14 protein-coding genes are annotated in these 15,632 nt (G+C 61.3%); 13 read left to right on the top strand and 1 reads right to left on the bottom strand.

Going from position 1 to position 15,632, the window contains the following annotated elements; all coding sequences use genetic code 11:
• The first annotated feature begins 78 nt into the window (after positions 1-78).
• From CWI75_RS00870 to CWI75_RS00810, 13 genes are all read left to right on the top strand, one after another.
• Complete coding sequence (locus tag CWI75_RS00870; RefSeq protein WP_206604592.1) at positions 79-1,083, top strand: zinc-dependent alcohol dehydrogenase family protein; 1,005 nt, start codon at positions 79-81, stop codon at positions 1,081-1,083.
• A 161-nt stretch (positions 1,084-1,244) separates the two neighbouring features.
• A complete protein-coding gene (locus CWI75_RS00865; RefSeq protein WP_241521028.1) occupies positions 1,245-2,498 on the top strand; it encodes an NADH:flavin oxidoreductase in 1,254 nt (417 codons plus the stop codon).
• Positions 2,499-2,547: 49 nt separating this feature from the next.
• Positions 2,548-3,342 (top strand): SDR family oxidoreductase, encoded by a 795-nt coding sequence (locus CWI75_RS00860; RefSeq protein WP_101519579.1) that lies wholly within the window; start codon positions 2,548-2,550, stop codon positions 3,340-3,342.
• Between the two features lie 170 nt (positions 3,343-3,512).
• A complete protein-coding gene (locus CWI75_RS00855) occupies positions 3,513-4,691 on the top strand; it encodes an acyl-CoA dehydrogenase family protein (protein ID WP_101519578.1) in 1,179 nt (392 codons plus the stop codon).
• A 19-nt stretch (positions 4,692-4,710) separates the two neighbouring features.
• Positions 4,711-5,850 carry an acyl-CoA dehydrogenase family protein gene (locus CWI75_RS00850; protein WP_101519577.1) on the top strand — a complete coding sequence of 380 codons (1,140 nt, stop codon included), beginning with the start codon at positions 4,711-4,713 and terminating at the stop codon, positions 5,848-5,850.
• 32 nt (positions 5,851-5,882) lie between these two features.
• Positions 5,883-7,595: a class I adenylate-forming enzyme family protein gene (locus CWI75_RS00845; RefSeq protein WP_101519576.1), complete on the top strand. Its 1,713-nt coding sequence runs from the start codon at positions 5,883-5,885 to the stop codon at positions 7,593-7,595.
• A 43-nt stretch (positions 7,596-7,638) separates the two neighbouring features.
• Positions 7,639-8,889 (top strand): acyl-CoA dehydrogenase family protein, encoded by a 1,251-nt coding sequence (locus CWI75_RS00840; protein ID WP_101519575.1) that lies wholly within the window; start codon positions 7,639-7,641, stop codon positions 8,887-8,889.
• A gap of 53 nt (positions 8,890-8,942) precedes the next feature.
• On the top strand, positions 8,943-9,407 hold the full coding sequence (locus tag CWI75_RS00835) for a MaoC family dehydratase (RefSeq protein ID WP_101519574.1): 465 nt from the start codon (positions 8,943-8,945) through the stop codon (positions 9,405-9,407).
• A gap of 60 nt (positions 9,408-9,467) precedes the next feature.
• Positions 9,468-10,388, top strand: a complete 921-nt coding sequence (locus CWI75_RS00830) for an SDR family NAD(P)-dependent oxidoreductase (protein ID WP_101519573.1) — start codon at positions 9,468-9,470, stop codon at positions 10,386-10,388.
• 44 nt (positions 10,389-10,432) lie between these two features.
• The gene (locus tag CWI75_RS00825; RefSeq protein WP_101519572.1) at positions 10,433-11,611 is read left to right on the top strand and encodes an acetyl-CoA C-acyltransferase; all 1,179 of its coding nucleotides are present in this window, start codon (positions 10,433-10,435) and stop codon (positions 11,609-11,611) included.
• A gap of 1 nt (position 11,612) precedes the next feature.
• Positions 11,613-12,590: an NADPH:quinone oxidoreductase family protein gene (locus CWI75_RS00820; RefSeq protein WP_101519571.1), complete on the top strand. Its 978-nt coding sequence runs from the start codon at positions 11,613-11,615 to the stop codon at positions 12,588-12,590.
• A 14-nt stretch (positions 12,591-12,604) separates the two neighbouring features.
• Entirely contained in the window at positions 12,605-13,768 is a 1,164-nt protein-coding gene (locus CWI75_RS00815; RefSeq protein ID WP_101519570.1) for an iron-containing alcohol dehydrogenase, read from the top strand.
• Positions 13,765-14,217, top strand: coding sequence for an acyl-CoA thioesterase (locus CWI75_RS00810; protein ID WP_101519569.1), 453 nt, complete (start codon positions 13,765-13,767; stop codon positions 14,215-14,217). Before CWI75_RS00815 ends, CWI75_RS00810 begins: the two co-directional genes overlap by 4 nt.
• Before the next feature lie 202 nt (positions 14,218-14,419).
• Here CWI75_RS00810 and CWI75_RS00805 read toward each other — a convergent pair whose 3' ends face one another.
• Entirely contained in the window at positions 14,420-15,610 is a 1,191-nt protein-coding gene (locus tag CWI75_RS00805; protein ID WP_241521027.1) for an MFS transporter, read from the bottom strand.
• Positions 15,611-15,632 lie beyond the last annotated feature (22 nt).

Here is a 15,632-nt window from a genome sequence, read left to right as displayed (position 1 = left end):
TGCCCGTATTGCCCGCGACGCTTGTGGAACGCGCGGATTCCGTCTAAGAGTTAATACAGCTGTAAAGGAGATATGTTTATGAATACCGTCGCGCCCATGCGGGCAATGCGTCTGCTGGAGCCCGGTTCAGCCCTGCAGTTGCAAGAGATTCCCCGGCCCGAGCCCGGGCCGGGCGAATTGCTGTTACATGTGTTGGCCTGTGGTGTTTGCCGCACGGACCTGCACGTGGTGGACGGGGAGCTGGACGAACCTGTGCTGCCGCTGGTGCCTGGCCATGAGATTATCGGCCTGGTAACGGCATTGGGCCCAGGGGTTCGGGGATTCGAGGTGGGCGACCAGGTGGGCGTGCCGTGGCTGGGCTGGACTTGTGGCCATTGCGATTACTGTACCCGGGGTCGCGAGAATCTCTGCCGCAGTGCGGAGTTTACCGGTTATACCCGGGACGGGGGCTATGCCGAGTTTACGGTAGCGGATGCCCGTTACTGCTTCCCGATCGCGGGTTACCAGCCACAGGCCGCCGCCCCGCTGCTCTGTGCCGGACTGATTGGCTACCGGGCGTGGCGTATTGCCGGCGGCGACCAGCCCAGGCGACTGGGTATTTACGGTTTCGGGGCGGCGGCGCATATCCTGGTACAGGTGGCGGTAGCCGCGGGTCAGCAGGTATATGCCTTTACCCGCCCGGGCGACACGGCGGCGCAGGCCTTTGCCCTGCGCCTGGGTGCAGAGTGGGCGGGTGCCTCTTTCGAGGAGCCCCCGGCTTTGCTGGATGCGGCTGTCCTGTTTGCCCCGGTCGGCGCGCTGATACCGGCGGCCCTTGGCCATGTGCGCGCTGGCGGCCGGGTGGTCAGCGGGGGCATTCACATGTCGGACATCCCCGCTTTTCCCTACCGACTGCTATGGGGTGAGCGGAGTATCCACTCGGTGGCCAACCTTACCCGCCAGGATGGTATCGATTTTCTTGCGCTCGCGCCGACCATACCCGTCATTACCGAGACCGTCGCCTACCCCCTGGAGCGCGCCAACGAGGCACTCGATGACCTGCGTAACGGCCGTTTGCAGGGGGCTGCCGTACTGATTCCCTGAGCCGCCGGCGATCGGCCATAAAATCCGACTCTCGTGGGTGGGGGAAGTCAGCCGGCCCGGAATTGCGCCTGCCATGTTAAACCGTTGCCCGCTACCCGTCCGGGAGGCATCGCGATAGTTTCACCGGCCCTGTTACTATCTTCTCTTTCTGGTATTTGCTTGTGAGTGACCACATCATGACTGCTTCCGTCTCCCCATTTTCCCCGCTGACCCTTGGGCCACTGACCCTGCGTAACCGATTCATCAAGTCAGGCGCCAACGAGGCGATGTGCCTTGATGGCAGGCCTTCGAAAGCGCTGGTAAAACATCATCGCGACCTGGCCGCGGGCGGAGTGGGTATGACCACGGTCGCTTACATGTCTGTAGCAGTGGAGGGCCGGACCCTGCCGAACCAGATCTGGATGCGACCGGAGGTGTTGCCGGATTTGCGCGTACTGACCGACGCCGTGCACGCAGAGGGCGCCGCGATCTCTGCCCAGATTACCCATGGCGGCTCCTTTGTAACCGGCATGAAAGTGCGCGGCCGTACCATAAGCGCCAGCTCGGGATTCAATCCGGCGGGCCTGCTCAAGGGTAATCTTTTGCAGCGGGCGATGACCGAAGAGGACATGACCCGTGTCATTGCGGAATTTGTTGCCGCGGCGGAACTGGCTCGGGAAGCAGGCTTTGACGCAGTAGAGTTGCATATGGGCCACGGTTACCTGCTTAACCAGTTCATATCGCCACTGAGTAACCGACGCGAGGACCAGTATGGGGGCAGCCCCGAAAACCGCGTTCGCTTTCCGGCGCAGGTGCTGGCGGCGGTGAAGCAGGCAGTTGGCGATGACCTGGCGGTGCTGGCCAAGATCAACGTGGCCGATGGCACCCGTCGCGGCGCCTCAGTGGAGGATGCCATTGTTACCGCAATGGCACTGCAGGCGGCGGGTGCGGATATGCTGGTGCTTTCCGGCGGTCGTAATGTCGAATCCACCTGGTTCATGTTCGGTAGCAATATGAACCGTGACGAAATAGGCCGGGTGCTCAAGCAGCAGGGGGACTGGATTACCGCGCTGATGATGAAATTTGCCGCTTCCAGTGAGCCCCAGGTTGAGTTCAGGGAAATGTATTTCCTGGATTACTCGCGCAAAATCCGGGCGGCGGTGAACATTCCGCTAGCCTACCTGGGTGGCACCAAATCACTGGCCAATGCGGAGCAGGCCATGGCAGAGGGCTTCGAGTGTGTCGTCATGGCGCGGGCGCTGATCCACGACCCGGCGCTGGTGAGCAAGTTTCAAAGCGGCGAGTTGAGCGAATCCGGTTGCGACAACTGTAATGGCTGTGTGGCTTACATCTACCATCCGGCAGGCACCCGGTGTGTTTACAATCCCCCCAATGATCCATCACTCAATACCCTGCCGGCGGCGGGCCTCAACTGACGCGGCCTCGGGTACTGACATCCGTCCCTATCAATAACAGGAGTTCTCCATGGCCAGTATTCTTGATCGTTTCCGTCTCGACGGGCAGGTTGCCGTTATTACCGGTTCCGGACGCGGTATCGGTGCCGCCACTGCAATCGCTTACGCGGATGCCGGTGCCGATGTGGTGATTTCAGCGCGCACGCTCAGTGATCTGGAGGAGACCGCCGAGCAGGTGCGGGCTCGGGGTCGCCGCGCCCTGGTCGTCACCTGCGATGTGCTCGACGGGCAGCAGCGCGAAGCCCTGGTCGCCCAGGCAGTGGCCGAATTCGGTCGCCTGGATATTCTGGTCAATAACGCCGGTGGCTGGGGTCCGAAACCGGCGCTGGAAACCACCGACGCGGAGTTTGATGCCTGCCTGCATTTTAACGTCACTACCGCCTTTTCCCTGTCCCGACTCAGCGTGCCGCATATGGTGGCCACGGCGGGCAAGGGCTGCATTGTCAATATTTCCTCGGTTGCCGGCAGCCTGCCCCAGCCCGGCTTTGCGGCCTACGGTACCGGCAAGGCGGCGTTGTCCTGGTTAACCCAGGAGCTGGCACAGGACTTTGCACCCAAGATACGGGTAAACGCCATTGGTGTTGGGGCCACGGTGACCACGGCGCTGGCCAACTTCATGAACGACGATCTCGAGCGTGAAATGTGCGCCAAAACCCCGCTGGCACGGCTGGGCCTGCCCGAGGATATCGCCGCCTGCGCGCTGTACCTGGCCTCTCCGGCGGGAGCTTATATCACCGGCGAAATCCTGGGGGTTAACGGCGGGCTCACGGCCTCCCAGGTAGAGATGCCCCGGGCACAGATCTAGCCTCTCCGGCGATAGCGACGCTCTTCCCGGATAAACCGGGGAGAGCCGTTGCGTGGGCGGGCATTCTTGAAAGTAGGCAAAACATACTGTATGTTCAAAACCAGTGTGCAGCTGTGCTGCGGCGGTAGTGAACTGGAGGGCGTCATTCGTGTGCCCGATGAGGTGATCCTGTGAATAACCTGGAACAATTTCGCGCTGAAACCCGCGCCTGGCTGGAAGAAAACTGCCCGCTCTCCATGCGCGAGCCCGTCAGCGGCTTTGAAGACATCTACACGGGTGGGCGCCACCCCGAAGTAGCCCACCCCGACCAGCAAGTCTGGTGCGAACGCATGGCTCAGCGGGGCTGGACAGTGCCCCAGTGGCCCCGTGAATACGGTGGTGGCGGCCTTGGTAAAGAAGAGGCCAAAGTGCTGCAGCAGGAAATGGCGCGCATCAATGCCCGTCGTCCGCTGGACAGTTTTGGCATTTCCATGCTCGGTCCCGCCCTGCTGCACTTCGGCAATGAAGAACAGAAGCTGGAGCATCTGCCCCCCATAGCGTGCGGCGAAATTCGCTGGTGCCAGGGCTACTCCGAACCCAATGCCGGCTCCGATCTCGCCAGCCTGCAAACCCGGGCGGAAGACCAGGGTGACCACTATATAATCAACGGGCAAAAAGTCTGGACCTCCTACGCGGACAAGGCGGACTGGATATTCTGCCTGGTGCGCACCGACAACAGCGGCAGTAAGCACGAGGGCATCAGTTTTATCCTGTTCGACATGGCAAGTCCCGGTGTTACCACGCGTCCCATTCGCCTGATCAGTGGCTCGTCGCCGTTTTGCGAAACCTTTTTTGACAACGTCAAGGCTTACAAGCGCAATCTGGTGGGCGAGGAGGGCAAGGGCTGGACCATTGCCAAGTACCTGTTGACCCACGAGCGCGAAATGATCTCCGGGTTTGGCGCCGCACCCAAAAAATCGGTCGGCGAATCCGCCCTGGAGATCCTTGGGGCGGATGCCAGTGGTCGCCTGGCGAATGGCATCCTGCGCCAGACGATTGCCCAGTACCAGCTCGATGCACTGGCCTTCAGTGCGACCATGAGCCGGGTGGGGGATGAGGCTAAGGCCGGCCAGGGGCTGGGTGCGGCCTCATCCATCTTCAAATATTACGGTACCGAGCTTAACAAGCGGCGTAATGAGTTGAACATGGCGGTCGGCGGTGAACCGGCGCTGGGTTGGGAGGGAGACGTCTATGACGGCGGCGGTACCAGCCGGGACTGGCTGCGCTCAAAGGGAAACTCCATTGAAGGCGGCACCACGGAAGTGCAGTTGAATATTATCGCCAAGCGGGTTTTGGGCCTGCCGGACTGAGTGACAGAGGATACCTGACATGGCACTGATACTTACTGAAGAAGAGGTAATGCTGCGGGACTCTGCGGCGGGTCTGCTGGCCGAAAAGGCGGGTGTGCCACAGCTGCGTGCCCTGCGGGATGCCGGCGATGAACTGGGGTTTTCCCGTGAGGTCTGGCGCGAAATTGCCGAGCTCGGCTGGCCTGGAATTCCGGTTCCGGAAGCCTATGGCGGCCTGGGCTATGGCTATACCGGCCTGGGGCTGGTGCTGGAACAGGCGGGCCGACAGTTGAGCCCGACCCCTCTACAGTCCGCGGTGCTGGTCGGCGCTACCGCTATCAACGAGCTCGGCACTGAGGCCCAGAAACAGGCCTTGCTACCGGCAGTGGCGGCGGGCGAAATCCTGGTTTCCCTGGCGCTACAGGAGGGGCCGCATCACGCTCCCGAACACACCGCCCTGGTGGCTACCGCAGCGGCGGACGGCTTTACCCTCAACGGCAGTAAATGCCTGGTACTGGACGGGCTGGCGGCAGACCATTTTGTAGTGATCGCTCGTACCGCCGGGGCCGCGGGTGAGACCGAAGGTCTTACCGCATTGCTGGTGCCTGCAGGCGTGCCGGGGCTCACGGTAGAGCGTCGCAGCCTGGTGGATTCCCGCGGCGTGGCCGCACTGCGCTTCATTAACGTCGCCGTAGGTGCGGATGCTGTCATGGGCGAAGCTGGCGCCGCCTGGCCCGGTTTGAGTCGTACCCTGGATATTGCTAACGTGGGATTGGCCTCCGAGCTGCTTGGGTTGGCAACCAGGGCCTTTGAGTTGACGGTCGCCTACCTGAAGGAACGCAAGCAGTTCGGCAAGGTGATTGGTTCGTTCCAGGGACTGCAGCACCGGGCGGCGGAACTGTTTGCCGAACTGGAACTGGCGCGTTCCATTGTGTTGCAGGCGCTGCAGGCCATTGACGCGAATGACCCGGACCTGCCGAAGCTTGCGAGCGCGGCCAAGGCCAAGCTGTGTGAAGTGGCCCAGCGCGCCACCAATGAGGGCATCCAGATGCACGGCGGTATCGGCATGACCGACGAATACGATATCGGCCTCTATATCAAGCGGGCCAGGGTGGTGCAACATTGCTTTGGTGACTATAACTATCACCTTGACCGCTTTGCCCGCTTGAGCGGATTCTAGCCAGTGGCCCCAACAGGACGATAACAACCATAATGCACCCTGAAATTGAAAAGATTGAAGCCGCTGTTGCCGCCCTCACGGCACCGGGACAGCCCTTTGCGCTGAACGAGATGGAGATCGACGGTGTCCGCTTTCGCAATTATGTCGCCATGCCCGCCAATCTTGGCGAGTATTGCGCCCTGTTACAGCAGCACGGCGACAAACCCTTTATCGTCTACCGGGATCAGCGCTACAGCTTTGCCGAGACCTGGCAGCGCAGTGCCGCCCTTGCCGCCGCCCTGCAACAGCGTTTCGGTGTCGAGCCCGGCGACCGGGTAGCCATTGTCAGCCGCAATAACCCCGAGTGGATGATGGCATTCATTGCCATCGTCGCTATCGGTGGGATCGCCGTACCCATGAATGCCTGGTGGACAACGGAAGAGCTGGATTACGGCATTGGTGACAGCGGCAGCCGGGTTGTGGTGGCTGACCCGGAGCGGGTAGCCAGGCTCGCCTCCATTGCGGCGCAACATGACTTGCAGATTATTGCGGTGGGGGATTGTACCGGGCTTGCGGTCGATACCACTGATTTCGAGGCTTTGCAGGCAGAGTTTGCCGGCGCGGCAATGCCGCCGGTGACGGTAGCACCCGACGACCATGCCACCATCATGTATACCTCGGGTTCCACCGGCCATCCCAAGGGTGCACTGTCATCGCACCGCGGTGTGCTCTCGGCCATCTGGAGCTGGATGTTGTTGGGAGTGGCCACCAAACAGGCTGGTTCCGCCGACGCGCCTGCGCCGCAATATCCTCCCGCCGGCTTGCTGACTATTCCGCTGTTCCACTGCACCGGCAGCCACTCGGCGTTTTTATTGTCGATGCTCATCGGCCGCAAAATGGTGATCATGCACAAGTGGGATGTGGACGAAGCGTTGCGCCTGATCGAGGCCGAGCGTATAACCTGGTTCAATGGGGTGCCTACCATGTCGGCCGAGTTGCAGGCCGCGGCCCGCGACAGCGCCCATGACCTGTCCTCCCTGGTTGATGTGTTCTCCGGTGGCGCGGCGCGACCGCCGGACCAGGTAGGCAAGATCGCCGGTACCTTCCGCGCTTCGGTGCCGGGTATCGGCTACGGCCTGACCGAGACCAACGCCCTGGGTGCGGTAAACAGCGGCGCCTTCTATATCGCCAACCCGCACAGCACCGGTCGCGCGGTGCCCGCGGTGACCGACTTCAAGGTGATCGACAGCGCCGGCAACAGCCTGCCCGCCGGCGAGCGCGGTGAGCTGTGCATGAAATCCCCGGCCAACGTACTGGGCTACTGGAACAAACCCGAAGCCACCGCCGAGGCGTTCATTGACGGCTGGTTCCATACCGGTGATGTGGCCTATCTGGACGACGATGGCTATCTCTATATCGTCGACCGGATCAAGGAAATCATCATCCGCGGCGGTGAGAATATCAGTTGTATTGAAGTCGAGGCGGCCATCTACCAGCACCCGGCCGTGGTGGAAGCCGCGGTATTCGGGTTGCCCGATGAGCGCCTGGGTGAAAAAGTGGGTGCGGTTGTGGTGCTGGCAGAAGGTGCGGCGTTGGCCACGGATGAACTGCAGGACTATTTGCGCGAACATGTGGCGAGCTTCAAGGTGCCCGCCCATGTATGGCTGCAGCATGAGCAATTGCCGCGGATCGCCTCGGGCAAGATATTCAAGCGCCAGTTGAAAGCCGACTACACGGCCCGGCTGGCACAGGAGTTGGCGGGTTAACCCGTCGACACAGGTCATTTTTATCAGCGAGAGTGAGATTTTTATGGATTTGGGAATCAGTGACAAGTTAAAGCCATTACTGGCGCAGGTACAGGCCTTCATGGAGAAGGAAATCGCGCCGCTTGAGCACGAGTATCTCGCCGAAATCGACGTGGGTGACCGCTGGCAATTCACCGCCCGGCAAACTGAGATTATGCAGGGCCTGAAGGCGAAGGCCCGCGACCAGGGTCTGTGGAACTTTTTTCTCACCGACGGTGAGCACGGCTCCGGCCTGACCACTGTGGAGTACGCATACCTCGCGGAAGAGATGGGCAAGTCCCACATTGCCGCCGAGGTGTTCAATTGCGCCGCGCCCGACACCGGCAATATGGAAGTGTTGCACAAGTACGGCAGCGAGGCCCAGAAGCAGCAGTGGCTGGAACCACTGATGAATGGCGAGATCCGCTCGGCCTATGCCATGACCGAGCCCGATGTGGCTTCATCCGACGCGACCAATATCTGTACCAGTGCAGTGCTTGAGGGTGATGAGTGGGTGATCAACGGCGAGAAACACTATATTTCCGGCGCCGGTGACCCACGTTGCAAAATCATGATCGTAATGGTCAAGACCGATCCGGATGCGCCCAAGCATTTGCAGCAATCGCAGATTCTGGTGCCGATGGATACCCCGGGGGTGGAAAACCTGCGGGCCATGCACGTATTCTCCATGGACGATGCGCCCCACGGGCATATGCACCAGCGCTTCACCAATGTCCGGGTGCCAAAGGAAAACATGATCCTGGGCCCCGGCCGGGGTTTTGAGATTTCCCAGGGGCGCCTGGGGCCCGGCCGTATTCACCACTGCATGAGGGCCATCGGCGCGGCTGAAAAAGCGCTCAGGTTGCTATGTGAGCGGGCCGTATCGCGCACCGCATTTGGCAAGCCACTGGCCCGGCTGGGCGGCAACATCGACATCGTTGCCAATGCGCGCATGGACATTGAAATGGCGCGCCTGCTGACCCTGAAGACCGCCTGGATGATGGACAACGTTGACCCGAAGGAAGCCAGGATCTGGATTTCCATGATCAAGACGGCTGTCCCCAACGTGGCTATCCGCATCGTCGACGAAGCCATCCAGATGTTCGGTGGCCTTGGCGTTTCCCAGGACACGCCTCTGGCGGTCATGTACATGGGGCAGCGTACGTTGCGCCTGGCGGACGGCCCGGACGCGGTGCACCGCATGGTGGTGGGCCGGCACGAACTCAAGGGCTATGCCCGGCAGGCCGACGTTAACGCCACCTTCCGCGACGGCTGATGTCGGTGACGGGAGTTTATTTTTTTCATTATGCCTATTAGGGAAACCATGCAATGACATACAAAATCGTACCGAAAGAAGAGATGGTCAAACAGATTGGCGTCAAGTTTGGGCCGGGCGAATGGAGTACCCTGGACCAGGAGCGTATCAACACCTTTGCCGACTGCACCGAAGATCACCAGTTCATTCACGTCGATCAGGAAAAAGCTGCCCAGACACCGTTTGGGGGTACGATCGCCCACGGCTTCCTGACGCTGTCAATGCTGGTCAAGATGGTTGAAGGCATGGGGATCATGCCGGAAAATGTGGTGATGGGCCTGAATTACGGCTTTGACAAAGTGCGGTTCCTGACCCCCGTACGCGCCGGCAAGCGGGTCCGGGCACATATGGAGATCCTGGACGTGCAGGAAAAGGAGGGCGGTCGCTTCCTGGTCAAGCAGGGCATCACCGTTGAAATTGAAGGCGAGGAAAACCCGGCCCTGGTGGCCGAATGGCTGTCCATGATTGTTACCGGTTAGAACACTTATTCAACTACCGGGCGCCCGCCACGCAGGCGTCTGCAAACAAGGAGTACTGCAATGACAATTCGTTATGACGGCAAGGTCGCCATTGTTACCGGGGCCGGCCAGGGCCTGGGCCGCTGCCACGCCATCGCCCTCGCTGCACGCGGGGCTAAAGTAGTGGTTAACGACCTGGGTGGCTCCAAGGATGGTGTTGGCGCTTCCAGTGAAGCGGCGCGTGGCGTTGTCGCCGAAATCAAGGCCGCGGGTGGCGAAGCTATCGCCAACGGCGCCAATGTCGCCAATTACGATGAAGTCGAAGCCATGGTGCAACAGGCCATGGACGAGTGGGGCCGGATTGACATTCTTATCAACAATGCAGGAATCCTGCGCGACAAGAGTTTTACCAAGGGTTCCATCGAGGACTTCAAACTGGTGGTTGATGTGCACCTGATGGGCACGGTGAATTGCACCAAGGCCTGCTGGGACATCATGCGCGACCAGGCTTATGGGCGCATCGTGGTAACGTCCTCTTCCAGCGGTCTTTACGGCAACTTTGGCCAATCCAATTACGGCGCTGCCAAGATGGCGGTGATCGGCCTGATGAATACCCTGGTACAGGAAGGGGCCAAGTACAACATTCGCGTTAATGCCCTTGCACCCACCGCGGGCACTCGTATGACTGAAGGCCTGTTGCCGCAGGCGGCATTTGATCTGCTGACACCGGAAACGGTGACCCCTGCAGTGCTGTTCCTGGTGGGTGAAGACGCCCCCAACCGCACCATTCTCGCGGCCGGCGCCGGCTCGTTTGCGGTGTCCCGCATTCTCGAGACCGAAAGTGTCTGGTTGCCCCTCGATGAGCAGACCCCCGAGGGTATTGCCGCGCACTGGGAGCAGATTATTGATCCTGACGGCGAGCGCGAACTGACAGCCGGCTTTGAGCAGAGCATGAAAATGATCGGCAAGGCCGCTGAAGGCCTTGGCATCAAACTCGACTGAAACCAATTGGCGGCAGTTTCTGGCTGCGCCGCAAGGAGACTTCCATGAAAGAAGCAGTAATTGTATCCACGGCTCGTACGCCAATCGCCAAGGCCTACCGCGGCGGCTTCAATAATCTTACCGGCGCTACGCTGGGTGCGGCTTCGGTTGCCGAGGCCCTGAGCCGCGCCGGTATCGACCCCGCCCGGGTTGACGACGTCATCATGGGCGCCGCTTTGCAGCAGGGGACTACCGGCAGCAACGTGGCACGCCAGATCGCCCTGCGCGCCGGCCTGCCGGTCACCGTTGCCGGGATGACGGTTGATCGCCAGTGCTCTTCCGGCCTGATGGCGGTGGCGATTGCCGCCAAGCAGATTATTGACGATGGCATGAGCTGTGTGATCGGTGGTGGCCTGGAGTCGGTGTCCCTGGTGCAGAACGAGCACATGAATGTCCACAGGATGGTTGATCCCGGGCTCATGGAAATGCACCCCCACATTCACATGCCGATGTTGCAGACCGCGGAAGTGGTCGCCGATCGTTATAAGATCTCCCGCGACGCCATGGATGAATATGGGCTCCAGTCCCAGCAGCGTACCGCTGCCGCCTATGAGGCGGGTCGCTATGCCGACGAGCTGGTGCCGGTAACCTGTAACCGCATTGTCTGGAACAAGGAAACTGGCGAACAATCGGAAGCCGAAGCGACGGTGAGTGCCGATGAAGGCCTGCGCGCCACCACCCTGGAGGGCCTGGCGAAGCTGAAGACCGTTATTGAGGGTGGCACCATTACCGCCGGTAACGCTTCCCAGCTGTCCGATGGCTCTTCCGCCCAGGTACTGATGGACGCCAGGGTGGCAGAGCGGGAAGGCCTGCAGCCACTCGGTATCTACCGCGGTATTGCCGTTGCCGGCTGCGAACCCGATGAAATGGGTATCGGCCCGGTATTTGCGGTGCCCAAGCTGTTGAAACAGCACGGGTTGTCGGTGGATGATATCGGCCTGTGGGAACTGAACGAAGCGTTCGCGGTGCAGGTACTGTATTGCCGCGACAAGCTGGGCATCGATAACGACAAACTCAATGTTAATGGCGGCGCCATCTCCATTGGCCATCCCTATGGCATGAGCGGCTCGCGGATGATCGGCCACGCGCTGATAGAAGGTAAGCGTCGCGGTGTAAAATACGTTGTTGTCACCATGTGCGTGGGTGGCGGCATGGGTGCAGCCGGCCTGTTCGAGGTGGCATGATATGAAAGCAGTCGTTTGCAAGGAACACGGACTCCCGGACAAGCTGGTTTTTGAGCCCCAGTGGCCGGATCCCGAGATCGGTGACAATGAAGTCCTGATCGACGTCAAGGCGGCGGGGCTGAACTTCCCGGATGTGCTGATCATCCAGAACAAGTACCAGACCAAACCGGACCTGCCCTTCATCCCCGGTGGCGAGTGCTCGGGTGTGGTCGCTGCGGTGGGCAAGAATGTCACCCGCCTGCAGCCCGGTGAGAAGGTGATCTCCATGGGCGCCCACGGCGCCTTCTGTTCGCGCATTGCCGCCGACCAGAATACGGTATTCCCGATGCCGGAGGGCCTGAGCTTCGAGCAGGCCGCCGGTGTCGCCATTACCTACTTCACCTCTTACCATGCACTCAGGCAGCGCGCCAATATTCAGCCGGGTGAGACCCTGCTGGTGCTCGGTGCCGCCGGTGGCGTAGGCACCACCGCAGTGGAACTGGGCAAGCTGTTTGGTGCCCGGGTTATCGCCGCGGCGAGCACCGACGAGAAACTGGAGCTGTGCAAGCAGCTGGGTGCCGACGAGGTGATCAATTACAGCAAGGTCTCGCTCAAGGATGCACTGAAGGAGCTGACCGGCGGCAAGGGCGTGGATGTTGTCTACGACCCGGTTGGTGGTGATTACTCTGAACCGGCGCTGCGCAGTATGGCCTGGAAGGGGCGCTTCCTGGTGATCGGCTTTGCCAGCGGCCCGATACCCAGCATTCCGCTGAACCTGACCCTGCTCAAGGGCTGTGCCATTGTCGGGGTATTCTGGGGCCGCTTCATGGCCGAAGAGCCCGAGGTGAACCTGCAGAATATCCACGAGCTGTGGTCGTTATTCGCGCAGGGCAAGCTGAACCCGGTAGTGACGGACCTGTTTCCGCTGGAGAAATATGAAGAGGCCTACGCCTGTATGATGGAGCGCCGCGCCCGCGGAAAAGTCATACTGACCATGTGACAGGAGCCGAAGCCATGCAGCCCTTCGTATTCAATACTGTGCCCCAGCTGATCTGCCGGCCGGGCAGTGCCCTGGCGCTGGCAGAGAGTTGCCGGCGCCTGTGTATGGCCCGGCCGTTACTGGTAACGGACCCGGGACTGGTGGCGATTGGCCTGGTACAGCCGGTAGTGGCGGCGCTGGATGCCGCCGGCATGTCGGTGACCCTGTTTGACCAGGTGCTGGAAGACCCCCCCGATACCGTTGTTGAAGCGGCCGCCGCAGCCGGGCGCGCTGCTGGTGCAGATGGGGTCATCGCGCTGGGTGGCGGCAGTTCGATGGATGTGGCCAAGATTGTGGCAGTGCTGCTGGGGGGTGAACAGCCGCTGGCGCAGCTGTACGGCGTGGACCAGGTGCGCGGCAGCCGCCTGCCGCTGGTGCTGGTGCCGACTACCGCCGGTACCGGTTCCGAAGTGACCCCGGTGGCCGTGATCACCACGGGCGAGACCACCAAGGCCGGCGTGTCTTCGCCATTGTTGCTGCCGGATGTGGCTGTACTCGACGCCGACCTGACCCTGGGTTTGCCGGCAAAAGTGACCGCGATGACCGGCATTGACGCCATGGTCCATGCCATCGAGGCCTACACCTCTGCCGTCAGGAAAAACCCCCTGTCCGATAATTTTGCCCGGGAGGCCCTGCGCCTGCTGTCGCGTAATATCCGTACGGCGGTCCACGAAGGGGGTAATCGCGAGGCCCGCGCCAGCATGTTGCTGGGCGCCTGTCTGGCGGGGCAGGCCTTTGCCAACGCCCCGGTGGCCGCGGTGCACGCCCTCGCGTATCCGCTGGGTGGCCACTACCATATCCCCCACGGCCTGAGTAACTCGCTGGTATTGCCCTCGGTAATGGCATTCAACATGCCCGATGCCGTTGACCTCTACGCCGAGCTTGCCGATATCGTGATCCCCGGTATCGAGGGCAGCAACGAGGCCCGCGCCAGCGCCCTGGTGGAGGCATTACGCGAATTGATAGCGGACGTGCAGTTGCCCGCCACCCTTGCCCAGGTGGGTGTGGTAGAGGCTCATCTGGCGCAGCTGGCGGATGAGGCCATGTTACAACAGCGGTTGCTGGTGAATAATCCCCGTGCCGTGCTGCTGGCCGATGCCCTTGGCATTTATCGCGCCGCCTTCGGGGAGGTGCCATGAGCGTTCCTCCGCAGCGGGCAGACTACCGCGTGTTTTACCCGATCAGCACACGCTGGTCGGACAACGACATCTACGGTCACATCAACAACGTTATCTACTACTCGTACTTTGACTCGGTCGCCAACCGCTACCTGATTGAAGCGGGCGGGCTGGATATCAGCGATGGCAGTATCGTGGGCTACGTGGTGCAGTCCGGTTGCGACTACCATGCGCCCGCCAGTTACCCGGAAGCACTGGAGGGCGGCCTGCGGGTTGATCGTATCGGCAACAGCTCCGTGCAGTACGGCATCGCCATTTTTCGCGAGGGCGAAGACCAGGCCCTGGTGCATGGACACTTTGTGCACGTATTCGTAGAGCGCGCGACCGGAAAATCAGTGCCGGTGCCAACGCCATTGCGCGAGGCACTCGCCAGCATTTGCACCACCATGGGGTCAGGTCTCGCATTGTAGCATTTGGTTGTGGTGGGGTGGGAGCTGGGGTCAGGTCTCGCATTGTTGCCGGCGCCCCGTCGGGGCGCATGCAACAATGCGAGCCCTGCCCCCAGCCTTTAAATTTCACCGCCAAATGCAACAATGCGAGACCTGACCCCAGCTCCCACCTTCTTGCGGCCAAGTGCTACAATGCGAGACCTGACCCCAGGGCTTGCTCGGGTTAGCGGCGGGCCCTGAGTAGCAGCAGTATCAGCACAGCAAGGAATACACTGGCGCTGAACAGAGGCGCCAGCGCAGGATGTACCTGGTACAGTGCTCCCGCGCTGATCGGCCCGACGACAAAGCCGATGGCGGGGCAGGCGGCTACCAGGCCGGCCACCGCGCCCTGTTCTTCTGCGCTCACCGCCAGCGATGCACCGGCGGAAATGGAGGGCATGGTCAGGCCCAGCCCTGTTCCCAGGAATGCCATGCCGATGGCGAGCAGGGGGAACTGCTGGGCCGCCGCCAGGATTACGGCGCCGATCAGCATGGCCAGCAACCCCAGTCGAATAACCTGCGCCGGCGCGAGTTTGAGCCGCTGCATCAGGGTGATCTGTACCAGAAAGGTAAAGGTCGCGGATATCATTAACGCCGCGCCGGTCATCTGTGCGGTCTGGATGCCGGTCAGCACCAGTTTGTCCTGCAGTTGAAAGCCCAGGGTCTGCTGGATACCGGAAAACCCCACAAACAGCCCCACGGCGGTCGCCAGCAGGTGCATTATTCGCCGGTCGGTGAAACGCAGACGAACCCGCAGGTGGCGCGGCTTTATTTCCTGTTTTGGAGTAGGCGGCAATTTACGCCATACCAGTACCGCCGCGGAAGCCGCCAGCGCAGCGGCGAAATAGAGCGGTGCCAGCAGGCCGAAGGTGGCGAGCGCACCGCTCACCGCCGGTCCCAGGATAGTGCCCATGCTGTTGGCGGTGCCCAGCCGCGCCATGGTTTTTGAGCGCTGCGTTGGGCTGCTGTTATCGGCGGCGTAGGCGGTAGTGGCGGGGTTGGTGGCTGACATGATCACTGCTTGCCCGCAGCGCGCCAGCAAAGCGACGCCATAGAACAGCAGGCCGCCCACGACTCCAGCCAGCCCCGCGTAGAACACGCTGGTAAATACAAGGGTGCCCGCGGTATAGCCGATCAGTCCGGTGATGATGATGGGCTTGCGGCCAATGCGGTCACTCAGGCGACCCCAGTGCGGTGCGGCCACCGCGAAAACCAATGCGGAAAGGCCAATAATGGAGGTTATCTGTAATTCCGACAGGGCGACTTCGCGGCCCAGGGGCGCGAGAATGGCAAATACCAGCGACTGGCCGATAGCGGTCGCCATCAGCGCGGTGATCAATACCAATAACTGGCCCGAGGGCAGTTTGCGGGTCACGGCGGGCTGCTGCCGGGAAGCG

The organism is Kineobactrum sediminis (genome assembly GCF_002868715.1).
Classification (GTDB): Bacteria; Pseudomonadota; Gammaproteobacteria; order Pseudomonadales; family Halieaceae; genus Kineobactrum; species Kineobactrum sediminis.
This window is presented reverse-complemented; position numbering and strand designations above follow the sequence as displayed.

Bases quoted from the DNA above. Each gene is read 5' to 3' on its own strand.
- CWI75_RS00870 (WP_206604592.1), top strand. From the start codon at position 79: ATGAATACCGTCGCGCCCATGCGGGCAATGCGTCTGCTGGAGCCCGGT.
- CWI75_RS00860 (WP_101519579.1), top strand. From the start codon at position 2,548: ATGGCCAGTATTCTTGATCGTTTCCGTCTCGACGGGCAGGTTGCCGTT.
- CWI75_RS00850 (WP_101519577.1), top strand. From the start codon at position 4,711: ATGGCACTGATACTTACTGAAGAAGAGGTAATGCTGCGGGACTCTGCG.
- CWI75_RS00845 (WP_101519576.1), top strand. From the start codon at position 5,883: ATGCACCCTGAAATTGAAAAGATTGAAGCCGCTGTTGCCGCCCTCACG.
- CWI75_RS00840 (WP_101519575.1), top strand. From the start codon at position 7,639: ATGGATTTGGGAATCAGTGACAAGTTAAAGCCATTACTGGCGCAGGTA.
- CWI75_RS00835 (WP_101519574.1), top strand. From the start codon at position 8,943: ATGACATACAAAATCGTACCGAAAGAAGAGATGGTCAAACAGATTGGC.
- CWI75_RS00830 (WP_101519573.1), top strand. From the start codon at position 9,468: ATGACAATTCGTTATGACGGCAAGGTCGCCATTGTTACCGGGGCCGGC.
- CWI75_RS00825 (WP_101519572.1), top strand. From the start codon at position 10,433: ATGAAAGAAGCAGTAATTGTATCCACGGCTCGTACGCCAATCGCCAAG.
- CWI75_RS00820 (WP_101519571.1), top strand. From the start codon at position 11,613: ATGAAAGCAGTCGTTTGCAAGGAACACGGACTCCCGGACAAGCTGGTT.
- CWI75_RS00815 (WP_101519570.1), top strand. From the start codon at position 12,605: ATGCAGCCCTTCGTATTCAATACTGTGCCCCAGCTGATCTGCCGGCCG.
- CWI75_RS00810 (WP_101519569.1), top strand. From the start codon at position 13,765: ATGAGCGTTCCTCCGCAGCGGGCAGACTACCGCGTGTTTTACCCGATC.